General features: G+C 61.7%; 16 protein-coding genes. 9 read left to right on the top strand and 7 right to left on the bottom strand.

What is annotated here, in order from left to right:
• On the top strand, positions 1–510 hold the full coding sequence (gpt, locus tag ACX3M4_RS01320) for a xanthine phosphoribosyltransferase (protein ID WP_459356803.1): 510 nt from the start codon (positions 1–3) through the stop codon (positions 508–510).
• Between the two features lie 309 nt (positions 511–819).
• Positions 820–1503 carry a L,D-transpeptidase gene (locus tag ACX3M4_RS01315; RefSeq protein ID WP_459356802.1) on the top strand — a complete coding sequence of 228 codons (684 nt, stop codon included), beginning with the start codon at positions 820–822 and terminating at the stop codon, positions 1501–1503.
• Positions 1504–1510: 7 nt separating this feature from the next.
• On the opposite strand, the gene sfsA is transcribed toward ACX3M4_RS01315, so the two are convergent.
• Positions 1511–2215, bottom strand: a complete 705-nt coding sequence (gene sfsA / locus ACX3M4_RS01310; RefSeq protein WP_459356801.1) for a DNA/RNA nuclease SfsA — start codon at positions 2213–2215, stop codon at positions 1511–1513.
• A gap of 55 nt (positions 2216–2270) precedes the next feature.
• Complete coding sequence (locus ACX3M4_RS01305; protein WP_459359351.1) at positions 2271–3695, bottom strand: TrkH family potassium uptake protein; 1425 nt, start codon at positions 3693–3695, stop codon at positions 2271–2273.
• A 466-nt stretch (positions 3696–4161) separates the two neighbouring features.
• Between ACX3M4_RS01305 and ACX3M4_RS01300 the strand changes: the two genes are divergently transcribed.
• Positions 4162–6255 carry a putative bifunctional diguanylate cyclase/phosphodiesterase gene (locus ACX3M4_RS01300; RefSeq protein WP_459356800.1) on the top strand — a complete coding sequence of 698 codons (2094 nt, stop codon included), beginning with the start codon at positions 4162–4164 and terminating at the stop codon, positions 6253–6255.
• 7 nt (positions 6256–6262) lie between these two features.
• On the opposite strand, the gene ACX3M4_RS01295 is transcribed toward ACX3M4_RS01300, so the two are convergent.
• Positions 6263–6730: a MarR family winged helix-turn-helix transcriptional regulator gene (locus ACX3M4_RS01295; protein WP_459356799.1), complete on the bottom strand. Its 468-nt coding sequence runs from the start codon at positions 6728–6730 to the stop codon at positions 6263–6265.
• Between the two features lie 93 nt (positions 6731–6823).
• On the opposite strand from ACX3M4_RS01295, the gene ACX3M4_RS01290 reads away from it, so the two are divergent.
• The 3 genes from ACX3M4_RS01290 to ACX3M4_RS01280 are packed head-to-tail and all read left to right on the top strand — an operon-like array spanning position 6824 to position 11554.
• Positions 6824–8599, top strand: a complete 1776-nt coding sequence (locus ACX3M4_RS01290) for an N-acetylglutaminylglutamine amidotransferase (protein WP_459356798.1) — start codon at positions 6824–6826, stop codon at positions 8597–8599.
• 4 nt (positions 8600–8603) lie between these two features.
• Complete coding sequence (gene ngg / locus ACX3M4_RS01285) at positions 8604–10385, top strand: N-acetylglutaminylglutamine synthetase (RefSeq protein ID WP_459356797.1); 1782 nt, start codon at positions 8604–8606, stop codon at positions 10383–10385.
• On the top strand, positions 10382–11554 hold the full coding sequence (locus ACX3M4_RS01280) for an osmoprotectant NAGGN system M42 family peptidase (protein ID WP_459356796.1): 1173 nt from the start codon (positions 10382–10384) through the stop codon (positions 11552–11554). The genes ngg and ACX3M4_RS01280 overlap by 4 nt, the downstream gene beginning before the upstream one ends.
• Positions 11555–11604: 50 nt before the next feature.
• On the opposite strand, the gene ACX3M4_RS01275 is transcribed toward ACX3M4_RS01280, so the two are convergent.
• Genes ACX3M4_RS01275 through ACX3M4_RS01260 form a run of 4 tightly spaced genes read right to left on the bottom strand, consistent with a single transcriptional unit; the run spans position 11605 to position 14789 of the window.
• The gene (locus ACX3M4_RS01275) at positions 11605–12279 is read right to left on the bottom strand and encodes a class I SAM-dependent methyltransferase (RefSeq protein WP_459356795.1); all 675 of its coding nucleotides are present in this window, start codon (positions 12277–12279) and stop codon (positions 11605–11607) included.
• Positions 12276–13109: a phosphonate ABC transporter, permease protein PhnE gene (gene phnE, locus ACX3M4_RS01270; protein ID WP_459356794.1), complete on the bottom strand. Its 834-nt coding sequence runs from the start codon at positions 13107–13109 to the stop codon at positions 12276–12278. Before phnE (ACX3M4_RS01270) ends, ACX3M4_RS01275 begins: the two co-directional genes overlap by 4 nt.
• On the bottom strand, positions 13102–13917 hold the full coding sequence (locus tag ACX3M4_RS01265) for a phosphonate ABC transporter ATP-binding protein (RefSeq protein WP_459356793.1): 816 nt from the start codon (positions 13915–13917) through the stop codon (positions 13102–13104). The genes phnE (ACX3M4_RS01270) and ACX3M4_RS01265 overlap by 8 nt, the downstream gene beginning before the upstream one ends.
• Entirely contained in the window at positions 13917–14789 is an 873-nt protein-coding gene (locus ACX3M4_RS01260) for a phosphate/phosphite/phosphonate ABC transporter substrate-binding protein (protein ID WP_459356792.1), read from the bottom strand. The genes ACX3M4_RS01265 and ACX3M4_RS01260 overlap by 1 nt, the downstream gene beginning before the upstream one ends.
• Before the next feature lie 299 nt (positions 14790–15088).
• Here ACX3M4_RS01260 and phnC point away from each other — a divergent pair, with 299 nt between their 5' ends.
• From phnC to phnE (ACX3M4_RS01245), 3 genes are all read left to right on the top strand, one after another.
• Entirely contained in the window at positions 15089–15910 is an 822-nt protein-coding gene (gene phnC / locus ACX3M4_RS01255) for a phosphonate ABC transporter ATP-binding protein (RefSeq protein WP_459356791.1), read from the top strand.
• 88 nt (positions 15911–15998) lie between these two features.
• The gene (gene phnD / locus ACX3M4_RS01250; RefSeq protein WP_459356790.1) at positions 15999–16910 is read left to right on the top strand and encodes a phosphonate ABC transporter substrate-binding protein; all 912 of its coding nucleotides are present in this window, start codon (positions 15999–16001) and stop codon (positions 16908–16910) included.
• Between the two features lie 164 nt (positions 16911–17074).
• Positions 17075–17989, top strand: coding sequence for a phosphonate ABC transporter, permease protein PhnE (phnE, locus tag ACX3M4_RS01245; RefSeq protein ID WP_459356789.1), 915 nt, complete (start codon positions 17075–17077; stop codon positions 17987–17989).
• The last annotated feature ends 1 nt before the right edge of the window (position 17990 follow it).

The raw sequence follows: 17990 nt of genomic DNA, 5'->3' as shown, positions 1-17990 counted from the left end.
ATGGAAAACCCAGCTCAAAACAAAGCATTCCCGGTTTCCTGGGACATGTTTCACAGAGATTCCCGCGCCCTCGCCTGGCGCCTGTCGAGCGTCGGCGAATGGAAGGCTATCGTCTGCATCACCCGCGGCGGACTGGTGCCGGCAGGGATTGTTGCCCGTGAACTCGGCATCCGCACCATCGAAACGGTCTGTATCGCCTCCTATCACGACTATGACAGCCAGGGCTCGCTCAAGGTCATCAAGCCGATCGACCCGAAAGTGATCGACCTCGAAGACGGCGAAGGCAGCGGCGTTCTGGTGATCGACGACCTGGTGGACACCGGCAAGACGCTGAAAGTTGTCCGCGAGATGCTGCCCAAGGCCCATTATGCCACCGTCTATGCCAAGCCGGTGGGCGTGCCGATGGTCGACACCTTCATCACCGAAGTGTCGCAGGACACCTGGATCTATTTCCCGTGGGACATGGGCTGGCAGTTCCAGCCGCCGCTTTCCAAGGAAACCGCGGGCTGAGCTGGCCGGTTTCGTGGCAAGAAATTCTACCAAACTGCGCTAACTGCGGCCCGGCACTCACTGGTTGGTGAACAAGGTGCCACGTTTCCGCCGGGGATTTCCGGACAAGGATCCAGGGTCTGTAGACCCTTGGAGGCCGGTCAGACAGAGCGTCTGGCCGGCTATTTTCTTGCGAGCGAGCCGATACCGGCCAAGCAGAAACTGAAACGAGTTCAAATGCGTGTCAAAACTCGACTTTAAGCCTTGTCGCGCGTTTACCCGACGCTGACAGTGTTTGAACGACTATCAGATTCGCTAACGGAACATGGAATGCTGAACCGAAGACTGTTCCTCGCCGCCGCGGCCGCCGCTCTCGCCAGCGGCTGTGCGTCCAGCCAGAGAGCCGGCCAGTTGCCGCTCCGTCCGGCCCGCCCCGGCAGCCCCGTTGTCGAAGGCCGGCGGATCCAGCCCGAGGTCCTGCAGATGTACCGGGCCATGCCTGAGGAACCCTTCCCGGTTCCGGCCATCGATCTTTCGAAGATCGACCCGGCCTACTACCGCCAGCTTGTCGATTATTCCGCGCCCGAACCGGCGGGGACCATCATCGTCGACACCCCGAACCGGTTCCTTTATCTGACCATGGAAGGCGGCAAGGCCATGCGCTACGGCGTCGGCATCGGCCGGGCGGGGTTTGCCTGGGGTGGCCGTGCAAGGATTGCCCGGAAGGCAGCCTGGCCGAAATGGACCCCGCCAGAGGAAATGATCGAGCGGCAGCCGGAACTGGTCAAATACAAGAACGGCATGCCGGGTGGCAGCGACAATCCGCTGGGCGCACGGGCGCTCTACATTTTCGAGGGCAACCGCGACACGCTTTACCGCCTGCACGGCACCTCCGAAACCTGGTCCATCGGCAAGGCGGTTTCTTCCGGCTGCGTCCGGATGCTGCAGCAGGACGTGATCGATCTCTACAACCGGGTGCCGGACGGCACGCCCATCGTCGTCCGCCAGGCTTGAGCGGATTTCAGATCGCGATTTCGACGGGCTTGACCGCGTCGATGCCGTCGAGCCGCACATCGCAGCCGATGGCATAGACCTCAACACCCGCATTGGCCGCCTCAGCGAAGGCCGCCGCATAGGCCGGGTCGATATCCGAGGCGAGGCTCAACCGGTCGCAATCCGGCCGCTGGACGAGGAACACCATCGCCGCCCGATGGCCTTCCGCCACCATATCGGCGAGCTCGGCCAGATGTTTGGCCCCACGGGCGGTGACGCTGTCCGGGAATTCGGCGAGACCGGCCTGGCGCATCAGGTGAACGTTCTTCACCTCGACATAGGTCCTTTCACCAGCCGCCCCTTCCAGCAGGATGTCGATCCGCGAGTTCTTGCCGTATTTGACCTCCCGGCGCAGCGATGCGTAACCGGACAAGGCTTCGATGCGCCCGGCTGCGATCGCTTCTTCGACAAGGCCGTTGGGATGGGCGGTGTTGATACCGACGAGAGCACCGTCCGCCTCGATCACTTCCCAGGAATATTTCAGCTTGCGCTTCGGGTTGTCGGACGCCGACAGCCACACCCGCGATCCCGGCTCCCTCAACCCCAGCATGGAACCGGGATTGGCGCAATGCGCCGTGATTGCACTGCCGTCCGCGTCCAGAAGAACATCCGCGAGGAAACGCTTGTAGCGCTTGACGAGGCGGCCGCTGACAAGGGGGGCGGAAAACTTCATGGCGAGATCTCTCGAATGCGCGGCCCGGCGGGGCCCTGGAAAAGTCCGGTCCCGCCTACTTGGACCAGAAATCCGGATCCAGCAGCACCAGGACGGTGAAAAGTTCAAGTCGGCCGACCAGCATGGCAAAGGACAAAAGCCACTTGGCCCCGTCCGGCAACGGCGCGAAATGACCGGCGGGACCGATAATCGGTCCAAGACCCGGTCCCACATTGCCGACGGATGTCGCAGCGGCGGAAATGGCGGTGACAAGGTCCAGATTGAAGAAGGAAAGCGCCACGGTGATGACGCCGACCGAGCCCATATAGACCACCAGGAAGGCAAGAACCGAAAAGGAGAGTTCCGGTGTCAGCCGCGTGCCGCCATATTCTTCCGACATGACCCGGTGCGGCCGTACCATGCGGCGCAGGTGCGCCCGCACAGTACCGAAGAACACCAGGAAGCGGAAGATCTTGATACCGCCTGTGGTGGATCCCGTGCACCCGCCGACGAACATCAGCAGCAGCGACACCCCTATCATGGGCGCTCCCCACTGGGAAAAATCGCCCAGCGCGTAACCGGTGCCGGTGACGATGGAAACCACATTGAAGGTGGCCTTCAAAATCGCATCGTCGAAGGGAAAATGCATCGTGACGCCGAGATAGACCGTGAGCGTCAGGGAGACCACCGCAAGAAAACCCAGGAGCGCCCTGACCTGAGGATCGCGCCACAGCAACAGGGGATGGCCACGCAGGGCCTGCACGACCAGCACGAAAGGCAAGGCGCCAACAATCATGAAAAACACGGCCACCCAGCCCGATGCCGGGTTGGTAAAGTAGCCGAAGGACAGATCGTGCGTGGAAAACCCGCCGGTCGCGATGGTCGTCAATGCGTGATTGAACGCGTCGAAGAGGTCCATTCCGGTCGCCAGGTATGAGGCAATACACAGGACGGTCATGAACAGATAGGCCAGGCCGATCAGGCGGATCAGTTCCACCGAACGGCTGACGATCTTTTCCGAGCGGTCGGAATTCTCGCTCTGGAACAGCTGCATGCCGCCGATCCTGAGGAAAGGCAGCAGCACGATCGCCATAACGATGATCCCCACCCCGCCCATCCATTGCATCAGCGAGCGCCAGACAAGCAGCCCCGGTGGCAGGCTGTCGATCCCCGTCAGCACCGTCGAGCCGGTCGTCGTGAACCCTGAAACCGCTTCGAAGACCGCATCCGCGTAACCAATGCCCAGCCACAGAAACGGCAGCGCGCCGAAGGCAGGCAGTGTCGTCCAGGCAAGCGTCGTGAGAATGAAGGTCTGGCGGGTGTCCAGTCCCTGGCGCAACGATCCACCGACGGCCAGCGACAGCAGCATACCGACCATGCCGGTCAGGAGCGCGGAAAAGACAAAGGCCTGCCAGTCGGCGTTCTTCTGCGCAACGTCCACGATCGCCGGAATGAGCATCGCCGTCGCAAGACCCACATACAGAAATCCGAGAACGTTCAAAACTGGTCTGAGAGCAATCAAGCAGTCATCTTCCCGATACACGCCGAACCGGCCAGCCCCCTGCCGGGAAGCACACCGCTCCCGTCCTAGCGCCTTTCGGTCCATTTTCCAATGGGTCCGCAACGCCTTCCCCGATTGAAGACGACGCTCCCAGGGGTCATTCCCGTTTTGATCCGGGGCCCGCCATCCCGGACCATCGTAAAATTTGCCGCAGAGTTAGATCGAAACCTTAAAAAGTTGCCTCAGAAAGCAGCACATATTCTCGACGGGAGTTCAGGATTTCGTAGCGATTGAGAATTACTTTTACGTGCTAAGATAGAGAGGAACCTCTTATGCGTGAAATTGACAAGGATCAGGTGAAATAGAACGGTTAGGCTTACATTCGCTTGCATTCCGGATAGGCGTTATTCTTGTTATCACGGTGCTTTGCAGCATCGGACTTGTCTCGGGCTTGAGTTATTTTGAATTGTCCCGGACGACGGAGGAAAACGCTACAATCCGTATCGACCGCGCAGCGCGTGCGGCCGTCGCCATCTTGTCCTTCGGCACGGGGTCCGTTCTCAGTCCCGAATTCGATTCAGCAAACAATCCCGTGGCCATCCGCATCGCCGCGCATGGGGAACCGGATCTGCTTGCGCCGAACGACAAGCTGGACCGGTTGACCAAGACCATCGGCCAGACCAACCAGGGCGCTGCAAATCTCTTCCGCTGGTCGCCGGACACGGCGTCCTTCGACCGCTTCTCCACCACATTCTCCGCGCCTGACGGTAGTCCGCCACCGGCCTTTTCCATCCGTGCCGGTCATCCCGCCTATTCAAGCCTTGCCGCCGGCCAGCCATATGCCGGTAACGTGCCTGTTCAGGGACGGCTTCGCCTTGCCTATCTCACCCCGATCCTGACGGCCTCCGGCGGCGTTGCCGGTGCACTGGCCGTCGATGTCGGCTGGGTTGACGATCTCACTCTGGCGGAGAACAGGCTGAAGACCAGGATCACCACCGCCGCGATCCTCATTCTGGCTTCCGTCATTCTGGTCGGCAGCGTGTTCCTGCGGTTCGAACTGCGCCCCCTGCGCCAACTCGCCAAGACGGCCGACGAACTGGCTGCCGGAACCCAGCCGAAAAGAATTCCCTACGTCGACCGCAAGGACGAAATCGGCGACCTCGCGCACGGACTGGCAAGGGTCACCGATCTGCAGGACAAGCTGCACAAGCTCGCCTATACGGATCCCGTGACCACCGCCGGCAACAGGGCCCGGTATTTCCTGGACCTCAGCCAGACGCTGAAGCGCACCCGGACCGACAATTTTTCCGCCTCGCTGATCCATCTGGACTTCAACGGCTTTGCCAAGGTGAACGATACTTTCGGCCAGCAGGTCGGCAACCGGGTGCTGCTGCAGGCTTATGCGCGCCTTGCCAATATCTTCGGGCCAAGCGCCCAGATAGCGCGTATTTCCGCGGACGATTTCTGCATCCTGCTGCCCTTCGACAAGAAGGGATCGGTCGCGCAGGATTACGCCGTCCAGGCAATCGAGATGCTGTCCGTCCCCTTCCAGCTCGAGGAAGGCGAGATCCGCGTGGAGCCCAGCATCGGCATCGCTCTTCTGCCCCAGGACGCCGAGGACGCGGAGACCGCGCACAGGGTCGCCGGCCTGGCGCTCAGGGCCGCAAAGGAAAACGGCAGCCCGCGTTACGAGTTTTTCGCCCCGCCCCTCAACGATCGGATCCAGAGCGAAATGCTGACGGAGACGCTGCTGCGCGCGGCGCTCAAGACACGGCAGCTGACCCTGCATTACCAACCCCAGATCAATCCTGACGGCGGCAAGTTGATCGGCCTGGAGGCCCTGATCCGCTGGCCGAGCGAAAAGCGCGGCTTCGTGCCGCCCAGCGAATTCATCCCCATCGCCGAAAAGACCGGCCTCATCATCGAACTCGGCCACTATGTTCTGGAATTGGCCTGCAAGCAGGCGGCAAGGTGGCGGCAGGCCGGATTCGGTTTCGGACACGTCTCGGTCAATGTCTCACCGTTGCAGTTCCGGCAAACCAATTTCGCCGAAACCGTTCGCTACATGCTGGAGCTTTACGGACTGCCGGCCCATCTCCTGTGCCTGGAAGTTACGGAAAATGTCTTCGTCGACACCAGCGAACAGTTGGTTCTCGATATTCTCTCGGACCTGCAGCGGATCGGCGTCCAGCTTTCACTCGACGATTTCGGTTCCGGCTATTCGTCGCTCATCTACCTGCACCGGCTGCCCTTCCAGGAGCTGAAGATCGACCGGGCATTCCTGACCGATGCCGACAAGGAGCCACAGAAGGAGCAATTGTTCCAGGCTATCGTCGGCCTCGGGCACAGCCTGGGCCTGAGGATAATTGCGGAAGGCGCGGAAACGGCCGGCGAGTTCGCGCTCACGGCAAGGCTCGGCTGTAACGGCGTCCAGGGCTACTTCTGTTCACCCGCCGTGCCGCCGGAGCGCATTCAGGAACAGCTCGATGCGTTCCATACACACCTTGGCTCCGGCACGGACGGCGTCGGCAACGGTGAGACCACCAAACGTCGCGCCTGATGGTCCGTCAGTCCGAGAGCCCTCCGGTCATCAGGATCGGCGCCGCATCCAGTTTGTGGGCATCCATCATTTCCGCGATCCCTTCGATCGCTTTCACAAGTTGATCCCGGTCCGAGGCGGCAAGAGCTGCGAACTTGCGTTCGAATTCCTCGTGCAATAGACCCGGCAGGTTCGCAGTTTCTGCGACGCCCCTCTCCGTCAGCCGCGCATGCACGATTCGGCGGTCCGCAAGCGATCTGTAGCGCTCGATCAGACCTTTTTCCTCCAGCTTGTCGAGTATGGTAACCACGGTCGCGGAGCTCAAGTCCGCGTTGTCGGAAAGCGCCTTCGTCGTCACCTCCCCGAGATCGCGAATCCCTTGAAGAACAACGATTTGCGGGATGGTTAGCCCTGTCAGCCGCGAGACTTCCCTGGAGCGCAGATCAATGGCCCGGACGATCTTCCGGATGGCCTTGACCACTTGCGATGACTGCATCGCCTGCATCATTACACCTCTATTCATTTGAACTCTAATGATTAGAGTTCTATATAATGCGCGTCTTTTCAAGAAACGGAGAAAATTGTCAATATGTGCGGCATTTGCGGCGAAGTGGTTTTCAACGGGGCTCAGGCGGATGTAATCCGGGTCAGCCGGATGGCGGACGCCATGGAGGCCCGCGGGCCGGACAGCATGGGCGTGACCCAGCGCGGCCGGATAGCCTTCGGCCACAGGCGCCTGAAAATCATCGACTTGAGCGAGCGCGGCACCCAGCCGATGACCGACATGGCGCTCGGCCTCAGCCTGGTCTTCAACGGCTGCATCTACAACTATCAGGAGCTGCGCTCCGAGTTGATCGACCGCGGCTACAGTTTCTTTTCAACCAGCGACACGGAAGTGATCCTGAAAGCCTGGGCGGAATGGGGCAAGGATTGCTTCTCCCGCTTCCATGGCATGTTCGCCGTTGCGATCCACGAGCATGACAGCGGCCGCATCCACCTTGCCCGCGACCGCTTCGGCATCAAGCCACTTTATTTCAGCGAAGCCGGCGGCCGATTGGCCTTTGCCTCCTCCCTGCCCGCACTTCTGGCCGGCGGCGGCGTCGACAAATCCATCGACCGGGTTGCCCTGCATCATTACATGAGCTGGCACGCGGTCGTGCCCGCCCCGCGCACCATCCTCAATGGTGTGCGCAAGCTTCCCGCGGCAACCGTGCGAACCATCGAGGCCGATGGCCGGTCGAGCGACCACACCTATTGGAAACCGGACTTTGCCAAATCTTCCAGGGATCTGGCCCGAAGTGCCGACGAGTGGCGCGACGAGGTGCTGGAAAGCCTGCGCACCGCCGTTCGCCGCCGCATGGTCGCCGACGTTCCGGTCGGCGTGCTGCTTTCCGGCGGCGTCGATTCCAGCCTGATCGTCGGCCTTCTGGCCGAGGAAGGCCAACAGGGACTGGCCACGTTCTCCATCGGCTTCGAAGAAGCCCATGGCGAGAAGGGTGACGAGTTTCAGTATTCGGATCTGATCGCGGAGCACTACGGCACCAATCACCACAAGATCTTCATCCCTTCCTCGGAGCTGCAGGAGAACCTTCCCGGCGCGATCCGGGCGATGTCGGAGCCGATGGTCTCCTACGACAATATCGGCTTCTACCTGCTGTCGCGTGAGGTCTCCAAACACATCAAGGTGGTCCAGTCCGGCCAGGGCGCGGACGAAGTCTTTGCCGGCTATCACTGGTATCCGAAGCTCACAGGATCGAACCGGCCGCTGCAGGACTATGCTGCCGCCTTTTTCGACCGGACGGCCGCGCAGATGACGGAAGCCGTCTCCCCCGCCTATCACTGCGACAGGGACGAAAGCCTTGCCTTTGCCGAGGCGCATTTCGCGCAGGCCGGAGCGGAAGACCCGGTCGACAAGGCACTCCGCCTCGATACCAACGTCATGCTGGTGGACGACCCGGTGAAGCGGGTTGACAATCATTCCATGGCCTGGGGGCTTGAAGCCCGCGTTCCCTTCCTTGATCATGAACTGGTGGAACTGGCAGGCCGCATTCCGGCGGAGTTCAAACTTGCGCAGGAAGGAAAGGGCGTTTTGAAGGAAGCTGCCCGGAAGGTTATCCCGAGCGCCGTGATTGACCGCCCCAAGGGATATTTCCCCGTGCCGGCTCTCAAATACATCCAGGGCGACTATCTGGACATGGTGCGCGACACGCTCTCCAGCCAGGCAGCCCGGGAACGCGGCCTCTTCAACGACGTTTATCTTGAGAAGCTTTACGCCGACCCGACCAAGTACATCACGCCTTTGCGCGGATCGGAACTCTGGCAGGTCGCGCTGCTGGAGATGTGGCTGCAGGCGCAGGAGGTCTGAGCAAATGGCGGAGAATGAACCATCGCGGCCGAAAGGCGCCTTTGACCACCGCCTGAAACGCATGCGCGAACATGGCCTCAAACCGGAGTACCGGCAGGACGAGACAGAGGCCCAGAAGAACCGGTTCGTCGATTGCGGTTGGGGCAGACTGGTCTTTGCCAACACCTACCGCGAGACGGACAAGCTGGTCGAGGTCTTGCGCAACGAGCGGCCCGACCGGCGCGATATCGCCTTTTATGTGCGCGACCCGCATGTGCTGGTCGGCTCTGCGCCGCAGGAGCTGTTCCTCGATCCCTCGCACACATTCCGCGTGAACCTTGCCACCTACCGCCCGGCCCGCATGCGCCGCAAGGGCTTCACCGTGCGGCGCCTCTCCTCGCGCAGCGATGCGGAAGCGATCAACGAGCTCTATCTCAGCCGCGGCATGGTGCCCGTGCCGCCGGAATTCTTCTGGTCCGCGCTCGACCCGCGCATGATCACCGTGCTGGTCGCCGAAGAGGACGAGACCGGTGTCATCGTCGGCACTGCCATGGGCGTCGACCACGGCAAGGCGACGAACGGCGCCGATCCCGGCAGCTCGCTCTGGTGCCTCGCGGTCTCGCCCCAGGCGCGCTTTCCCGGCATCGGCGAGGCGCTGGTGCGCCGCATGGTGGAGGTCTTCAAGGGCAAGGGCGCACCGCATCTGGACCTCTCCGTCCTGCACGACAACGGCCTCGCCATCGGGCTTTACGAAAAACTCGGCTTCGAGCGGGTTCCCTATTTTACGGTCAAGCGCAAGAACACCATCAACGAGGCCCTCTTTGCCGGCCCCGCGGTCGAGGACAAGCTCAACCCCTATGCCACGATCATCGTCAACGAGGCGCGGCGTCGGGGCATTCAGGCGGAGATCATCGATGCGGAAGGCGGTTTCTTCCGGCTCTCCTATGGCGGCCGCTCGGTTTCCTGCCGCGAATCCTTGAGCGAATTCACCAGCGCGGTTGCCATGTCGATCTGCGACGACAAGGCGACCACCCGCCGGATCGTCGAGCGGGCCGGTGTTGCCGTGCCGGACCAGATCCTCGCCGGCTCCGCCGACGAGATCGACGCGTTCTTGAGCAAACACGGCTCCGTTGTCGTCAAGCCCGCGCGCGGTGAACAGGGCAAGGGCATTGCCATTGGCCTGACGACCACCGATGAGGTCACGGCTGCCGTCGAGGTCGCCCGGACCTATTCCAACGACGTGCTGATCGAGGAGTTCGTTACCGGCCAGGACCTGCGCCTGGTGGTGATCGATTACAAGGTTGTCGCAACTGCCCTGCGCAAACCGGCGGAAATCTGCGGCAATGGCAAGGCCACCATTCAGGAGCTGATCGATATCCAGTCCCGCCGGCGCTCGGCCGCAACAGGTGGGGAATCAAAGATAGACATCGACGACGAAGTCCGGCGCTGCCTGACGGCAAACGGCTTTGAGCTCGAAGACGTCCTGCCGGAAGGCAAACGGCTTGCGGTCAGGCGCACAGCCAATCTGCACACCGGCGGCACGATCCATGATGTCACGGGGGAAACTCATCACACATTGATCGAAGCGGCCATCAAGGCGGCCCGGGCAATAGAAATTCCGGTCACCGGCATTGACTTGATGGTCAAGGACCCGCGACAACCGGAGTATCGCTTTATCGAGGCAAACGAGCGGCCGGGGCTCGCCAACCACGAACCGCAGCCGACCGCCGAGCGTTTCGTCGATTTCCTGTTCCCCCTGTCGGTGCCTCAGCCCGTCAGGACGACACTGCACCGGGCCGCCATATGACACTTCTGAATATCGACATCGCTTATCTGTCCGACCGGCTGAAGGATCTTCTCAAGATCCCGAGCCCGACCGGCTACACGGACGAGATCGTCCGGCACGTGTCGAAGGAGCTGGAAGCCCTTGGCGTTTTTTATGAGATCACCCGCCGCGGCGGCGTGCGTGCCCGCATTTCCGGCCGCACCCGCCGGCCTGCGAGAGCCTTTGTCTCCCACCTCGACACGCTGGGAGCCCAGGTCAAGTCGCTGAAGGACAACGGCCGTCTGGAGCTGGTTCCCATCGGCCACTGGTCGGCGCGTTTTGCGGAAGGCGCGAGAACCACGATCTTTTCCGAAAACGGCGCTTATACCGGTACGATCCTGCCGCTGAAGGCCTCCGGCCACACCTACAATACCGGCGTCGACGAACTCCCCGTCGGCTGGCCCTATGTGGAACTGAGGGTCGATGCCTATTCCAAGTCGGTGGACGACCTGCATCGGCTCGGCATCGATGTCGGCGATTTTGTCGCCATCGATCCGGTGCCGGAATTCCTCGACAACGGCTTCATCGTTTCGCGCCATCTCGACAACAAGGCCGGGGTCGCGGTCATGCTGGCAGCGATCAAGGCGCTGGTTGAAGCCGATATCGAACCGACAGTCGATGTCTTCTGGCTGTTCACCATCGCCGAGGAAACCGGCCATGGCGCCCAGTCCATCCTGACGCCGGATATCGCTTCCCTGGTTGCCATCGACAACGGCACCACTGCACCGGGACAGAACTCGGACGAATTCGGCGTCACCATCGCCATGGCCGACCAGACCGGCCCGTTCGACTTTCACCTGACCCGCAAGATGGTCCAGCTCTGCCGCGACAACGACATCAAGTTCCAGAAGGACGTCTTCCGGTTCTACCGCTCCGATGCGGCAACCGCGATCGAGGCCGGCGCCGATGTGCGTACCGCGCTGATCACCTTCGGCGTCGATGCCAGCCACGGTTATGAGCGCATCCACATGCATGCCCTGCGTTCGCTGTCCGAACTTGCCACGGGCTACGCGCTGAGCCCGGTCGAGATCCAGCGCGATGCCCGCGAATTCGCCGACCTCAAGGGCTTCACCCGCCAGCCGACCGCCGGCGCCGACCAGACCCTTGGCCCGGAATCGGAAGAACCTCTGCCGGAACCGGCGGCGGAATAAGTATGGATGGCCGCATGCCTGTGCGTGCGGCCATCCCTGCCGTCCAGGGCCTATTTGCGCAGATCTGCGATCATGTGCCAGTGCCACGAACCCGGCTTGCTGTGGACCTTGTCCTCCAGATAGCTGAGTTCAAAGCGCTCGAAGAGATCGACCAGTTCGACCGCGCTGCAATAGAAATGCGGATGATCCTTGTCGTCGTCTCCGTCCCTGACATAGGTATCGGGGGCGACTTCCCTTCCCAGCCCGAAATTGCCGTTGCGCTTGGAAAGCATCGTACCCTGATAGACACCGCCGGACTTGAGCACCCGGGCAATCTCGGCAATCGCGGTCCGGACGATCGAGGGATCGCCGTGATAGATCACGTTGAAGGACAGCACATAGTCGAAGCTGTTGTCCTCAAACGGCAGTGCCGTCATCGGTGCCAGGTGGGTTTCAACGGTCAGGCCGCTTACCTGCGCACTCTTTTGCAATTCCGCGAGACCGGCTTCGGAGAGATCCATGGCATGGGTTTCGAAACCCGCCCGGGCGAAGGCCAGTGCGTGCCTGCCGACGCCACACCCAAGATCCAGCGCCCTGACCGGTCCCTGCCCTTGCAGCGTCTCGATGAGGCCCGCAACATCTTCTTCCGGGCGCAGCCAGTCGGCGCGGCCTTCTTCGGTCCGCCAGCGCTTGTCCCAGGCCAGATGGGCCGTGTCGGTCTTTTCCAGGGTCTGCATGTCGCTCATTGAGACGATCCTTCCAGTATCCGGCTGCGGGCAATGGTGCCGAGCCGCTCAACACAAAGCACCAGAACGAAGATCATCAGGATGATGGTCATCGCGAGCTGGTAGTCGAAAAAATCCATCGCCACCTTCAGCTCGATGCCGATGCCGCCGGCCCCGACAAGACCGAGCACGACGGACGAGCGCGTCGCCTTTTCGAGCGCGAACAGCGAAGTGGTAATGAAAGAGGGCATGGCGGCGGGAACCACCGCGCAGAAGATCGTATCGATCCGGCTCGCCCCGGCCGCCGTCAGGGCCTCGCTCGGCCCCTTCTCGACATCCTCCATGGATTCCGCAAAGAACCGGCCGCAGAACCCGATCGTGTCGACGGCAATTGCCAGCGTGCCTGCAAATGGACCCAAGCCGACCGCAATCACGAAAACCAGCGCCCAGACAAGATCCGGCACCGTCCGGAACAGGGCAATCAGCAGCCTTGAAGCCGTATAGACGGCACGAGAGGCCATGGTCTGCCGGGTCAAGCCCCTGGCCGCGAGGATGGCGAGCGGCAGGCTCAGGACGATGCCGATGATCGTCCCGGCCAGCGCCATCTGAAAGGTTTCGACAAGTGCCTTGGAGAGCTGCGGCAACCGCTCCAGGGACGGCGGCCAGGCCCTGGAGAGAAAGTCCGCCAGGGCCGGTCCGCCCGAGACCAGCGCGGAAAACGACCACCCCGCGCCCTGAAATGACCACAGGACAAAAGCAATGAGCGCGACATAGGCGGTAAAGTGCAGCACGCCCGGCCGCTCGAACCGCTCGGGCAATCGCCTTGGCTTGAGGGAGACCGGTTCAGCCATAGTGTTTTCCGAGATCCGGCGCCGTCAGCAGGCTGCTTTCCTCGTCCAGGACGACTTCGCCCTGCCGGATCGCGAGGATCCGGTCTGAATAGTCGAGCGCCTGCTGGACGTTGTGCGAGGTGAAGAGCAGCGTAATGCCCTCCTCCCGCGTCAGCTGGTGAAACAGGTCCATGACTTCCTGACCCGCGACGGGATCCAGGCTTGCGACCGGCTCGTCCGCCACGATCATTTTCGGCTGTTGCATCAGGGCTCGCGCAATTGCGACCCGCTGCGACTGGCCGCTGGAGAGTTGATCTGCCCGTTTCATGGCGTGATCCGCCAGCCCCACCCGCTCCAGGCAGGTCATTGCGCGTTCCCGCAATTCTGCCGGGGCGAAAAGCTGCGACCAGCCGCGCAATCCGCCGTTCCGGCCAAGGTTGCCATGGATGACATTGGTCAGCGCCGAGACCCTCGGCACGAGATTGTGCTTCTGGAATACAAAGCCGACCTCGGCACGAACACGTCTGAGATCTCGCGGTCGGGCAGCGGAAATATCTTCTCCGAACAGCACGACGGATCCGGCTTCCGGCTCGATCAGCCGCAATGCGCAGCGCAGGGCGGTCGATTTCCCCGCACCATTGGAACCGATCAGCGCAACGGCCTGCTTGCGGCCGACGGAAAAGGAGACGCTTTGCAGCACGCTACGATCCTTGCCGAAGGACTTGCAAAGCCCCTCGACTTTCAGATCGCAGGGACCCTCCGCGATCGGCAGCAGGGCCGGAGCCACCGGCGCAATCGCGCCGGTGGACTGAAGCAGGGCCTGAACCATTATTCGCCGATGAACTTGTCGTATTGCGGGAACCCGGCGGTGGTGTACATGGAGCGGACGAGGTCGTAGGCACCATCCTCGATCGCCACCAGATCCATGCCGGAATACTTGTCGTTTTCCTCGTGCTTCAGGATGGCGGTGATGATGACGTCCTTGTTCTCAAGGATCGCCTCACGCAGGCTGTCGGCTGCCGTCTTGTCGACATGCGCGCCGACCATGATCATGTCGTTCGGCAGGTCGCCGGAACGGGCGATCACCCGGAAGAAACCGTTCGGCACGCTGTCGTCGCCGTTGCGGGTGCCCAGCCAGGAATTGTGGTTGATGCCGATGGCGGCGACATCACCCTTCTTCAATGCTTCATGGGCAATGTTGCGCGACGTGTGCAGCTTGTCGATCTCCTTGACCGGATCGACGCCATAATCCGCCATCAGCTGCATCGGGCACAGCATGTTGGAGGTCGAGCCGATATCGCCGAAGGCAACCTTCTTGCCCTTCAGATCCGCCGGCCGGGTCATGCCGCTGTCGGCACGCACGACGATGGCGCAGAAATAGTCCGGACGGCCAAGGCCGATCAGCGGCCGGGCCTCGGTCAGCTTGTTGATGACGATATATTCGGCAGGGCCCGTCACCACGAAGTCGACGCGCTTGGCGCGCAGGGCTTCGGCAGCGGCGGTCCGGCTGGTGACCGGAAAGAACTCGAAAGTGTGATCGGTGGCGTTTTCAAGGGCTTCCTTGAAGGGACCCCATTCCACCTGAAGGCGCTCCAGGCCTTCCACGTCCGTAACCGCCAGCTTGAACGTGTCGGCAAGGGAAGAAGACAGGGAAGCGGCAAGAACGGCGGCCGCGAGAGCGGCGGATTTCAAAAAGCGCATGGCAAAACTCCTCAGTCAGCCGAAACAAAGCCGGCAAGGCAGCTGGAGCCTATCGAGAAGCGGGGCGCTGAACATGAAAGTATTATGTATTTTCGACGACATTTACTAAGTTTAATCGGACTAAAAGCACAACATTTTCTGGAAAAGATCAAAAATCAATAATTGCACCCTGCCCTTATCTCTTTCCCGGCAAACAAGACAGAGATCAGTGTCGTAAAAATTCATAAAAGTATAATCGTATAGACATCTGCATTCCGCGGTTTCCTGCTAGTTGGCTCTCCGTTTTCCGAGGGGTGCCGATGTTAGTCATTGAACAATTGTCGAAAGAATTCGGGCAGCTGGCGGCGGTCGACGGCGTCTCTCTTGCCATTCCGAAAGGTCAGATGGTTGGCGTGATCGGCCGCTCCGGCGCCGGCAAATCCACCCTGCTGCGCATGATCAACCGGCTGACGGATCCGAGCCAAGGCACGATCCTGAACGAAGGCCGCAATATCACCAGCCTCAAGGGCCGCGATCTGCGCCTGTGGCGGGCCGACTGCGCCATGATCTTCCAGCAGTTCAACCTGGTGGAGCGCATGGACGTGCTGACCAACGTGATGGTCGGCCGCATTGCCCACAAGGGCTTCCTGCGCTCCATGGCACGCTCCTTTTCCGATGAGGACCGGGCCCGCGCCATTGCGGCGCTCGACCGGCTTGACCTCGTGCCCCAGGCGATGCAGCGCGCCGGCACGCTCTCCGGAGGCCAGCAGCAGCGCGTTGCCATCGCCAAGGCCCTGGTCCAGAACCCGCGCATCATGCTGGCGGACGAGCCGATCGCTTCGCTCGACCCGGCCAATGCGACGAAGGTTATGGACGCGCTCCGCGAGATCAACCGGACAGACGGACTGACGGTCCTCGTCAACCTGCACACACTCGACACGGCCCGCGCCTATTGCGACCGGATCGTCGCCATGAAGGCCGGCCGGGTGCATTTCGACGGCACGCCGGAAGCGCTGACGGCCGAGCGGGTGCGCGAGATCTACGGCAGCGAGGACCTTGCCGCCGACATCGACGAAGCCGTCACCTCGACCGCTCTCCACGCCATTTCCTCCAGAGCCGTTGCCAAGGCGGTCGGAGCCTGACCCTGCCGGGGCAACCATCCGCCCCGGTCCACCGAGCGGCTTTGGCCGCGTGTCCGCCGGCGCGTCCGGCCATAGAAGGAGCATTCCTATGAAGGCCCTATTTGCAGCAGCCGTTTCCGTTGCCGTTCTTGCCGCCTCCCCGGCCCGGGCGGAAACCTGGCAGGACCAGTACAAGACCGTCCGTTTCGGCATCCTTTCCGGCGAAAACGAAAAGGACCGGATCGCCCGCTACACGCCGTTCGAGAAGTACCTGGAGAACGAACTCGGCGTTGACGTGGAAATCTTCACCGCCGGTTCCTATGACGGCGTGATCCAGGCGATCGCCGCCGACCAGATCGAATTCGCCTTCTTCGGCTCGTCCTCCTATGCGGCCGCCTATACGGAAACCAACGGCGGCGTCGTTCCGCTGGTCTCCCGCCTGCAGAAGGACGGCTCCACCGGCTATTTCTCCGTCGTCGCCGTGCGCTGCGACAGCGGTTACAAGACCCTGGAAGACCTGAAGGGCAAGACCCTGGCCTTTGCCGATCCGGACAGTACCTCCGGCTACGCCGTTCCCTATTTCAACCTGTCGAAACAGGGTTACGAGCCGAAGGACTATTTCGGAGCGACCCCTTTCTCCGGCGCTCATGAAACCGGCGTGCTCGGCGTCTACAACAAGCAGTACGATGCCGCCGCCACCTACATCACCAACGAAGAAGACGGTATCCCGCAGCGCATGGTCACCAAGGGCATGATCGAGGAAGGTTCGATCTGCACCATCTGGAAATCGCCGGAAATCACCTCTGGCCCGCTGGCTGCCCGCACCAATCTGCCGCAGGGCCTGATCGACGCCATGCGCACCGCGCTCATGGACATCCCGGAAAAGGACACGTTGGCCTTCATCGAAATGACCGGCGGCGAGGACAGCACCCAGGAAGGCTGGATCGAGGTCGACCACGAGCGCTATCAGTGGATCGTGGAAATGCGCGACTGGCTGAAGAAGCAGCGCCGCGGCGGCTGATCCTTCCGGCTTTCGGGAGTGGCACCTTACCGGCCGCTCCCGCTTGCCCGAGCATCCTCATCCCGGCTCGCGCTTCGCCTGGCCGGGATGACGATTGAGAAGGCATCCGACGAAACGATCGCTTCGCACTAATCCCCCGTCCAGGAGCCATCGGAAGCTCAGACATGACAGCTTTTTCCCCTGCCGTCGACCAGTTCGAACGTGACTATGCCGTGGCCCGCAAGTCCGCACTACGCGTCAATCTCGTGTCGACGCTGCTCTTTGGCGCCTGTTTCCTCGCAGCTGCCTGGATCGGCGGGTTCTTCGACATGACCGACGTCACGCTGCCGGGCGGTGAGCGTGTTTCCATGTGGAAGATCTGGGCAGGTCTGCCGCGGCTCGGCGAATATCTCTACAAGACCCTGCCCGTCCTCCACTGGGACAGCCTCGGTGCCGATCTTGGCGAGTGGTTCTGGCGCTGGAAGGTCTGGCTCCGGCTTCTGCTTGAAACCCTGCTGATCGCCTATCTCGCGACGCTGTTCGGCATTGCCGGCGCCTTTCTGCTCAGCTTTCCGGCCTCACGCAACCTGGCCCCCAACACGCTGATCCTCAACATTGCGCGTCGCTATCTGGAGATCCTGCGCACAGTGCCCGATCTCGTCTGGGCTCTGATTTTCGTCTTCTGCTTCGGCGTCGGCCCGCTTGCCGGCGTCCTTGCCATCGGCCTTCATTCCACCGGCGCTCTCGGCAAGCTCTATTCGGAAGCCAACGAGAATGCGGACATGCGCCCGCTGGAAGGCATAAAGGCGTCGGGGGGATCCTGGTTCGACCAGATCCGCTACGGCATCGTGCCCCAGGTGGTGCCGAACATCATCAGCTACACGCTGCTGCGTTTCGAGATCAATGTCCGCTCGTCCTCAATTGTCGGCTTTGTCGGCGCCGGGGGGCTCGGCCAGGAGATCCGGATTGCAATGTCCCTGCAGGAATACACCGACCTCTCGGCACTGTTCCTCATCGTCTTCGTCACCGTGATCGTCATCGACATGCTGAGCGAAAAGATCCGCCACCGCATCATCGGCCTCACCGGAAAGGGCGTTTGAC

This window comes from Roseibium sp. M-1, from assembly GCF_054515675.1.
The sequence above is the reverse complement of the archived record's forward strand: the minus strand, read 5'-3'. Positions and strand labels throughout refer to the sequence as shown.